Annotated in this window: 1 protein-coding gene; it reads right to left on the bottom strand. The window is 47.2% G+C overall.

Annotation, left to right across the window (positions count from 1 at the left end; genetic code table 11):
* Positions 1-233: hypothetical protein (locus tag V6259_RS19960; protein WP_341586012.1), on the bottom strand; the 233-nt coding region annotated here is incomplete at both ends.

The following is a 233-nucleotide window of genomic DNA, read 5'->3' as shown; positions in this document are numbered from 1 at the left end:
CGCTTTTCCGTCGTACAGCATGCCGTCTAGCTGGTCTTTTGTAACATCAGAGCCAGTGGCCGTATCCAGCACCTTGCCGTCAGCAGTAATTGTCTTGCCATCAGCTGTAGTCAGCTTTCCTGAAAGTACCGCTTGTTTACCATCTTTTGTGACGAAGCCTTTGTCTTTATCGTAAAAAACAGATTCCCCATTTTCATCTAAAACAGGTGACCCATCCGCATAGCGAAGTTGCC

Origin of the sequence: Marinomonas sp. TI.3.20 (assembly GCF_038155025.1) — a bacterium.
Classification (GTDB): Bacteria; Pseudomonadota; Gammaproteobacteria; order Pseudomonadales; family Marinomonadaceae; genus Marinomonas; species Marinomonas flavescens.
This window is presented reverse-complemented; position numbering and strand designations above follow the sequence as displayed.